1 protein-coding gene is annotated in these 323 nt (G+C 75.2%); it reads right to left on the minus strand.

Going from position 1 to position 323, the window contains the following annotated elements:
* Positions 1-323: hypothetical protein (locus ACFFNX_RS52270; protein ID WP_378213932.1), on the minus strand; the 323-nt coding region annotated here is incomplete at both ends.

A 323-nucleotide genomic window follows, 5' to 3' on the forward strand; every position in this document is an offset into this window, starting at 1 on the left:
CCCCACTCATCACCCCAACCCTGACCGAAGCATCGACCCCGCCACCGGCCGTACGAGCGTGACCACCACGACGACGGCGACCGCGCCGGCGTTCGACGCACGCGGCGGACGGCAGTGCGAGCACGGTGACCAGCACGAGTGCCATGCCCTGCGCGGTCACCCACAGGTGGCGCAGCAGCATGCCGCGGTGCAGTGTGAAGGTGCCGCCCGAGGCGGGGACGTCGTAGGCCTGCGCCCAGCCGTCCAGGGTCCGCGACCGCGCCGGGCGGCCGTCGATGGCGGCGTGCCAGCCCCCGCCCGCGGGCTCGGCGAGCAGCACCGTG

The organism is Actinoallomurus acaciae (genome assembly GCF_042429965.1).
GTDB classification, from domain to species: Bacteria; Actinomycetota; Actinomycetes; order Streptosporangiales; family Streptosporangiaceae; genus Actinoallomurus; species Actinoallomurus acaciae.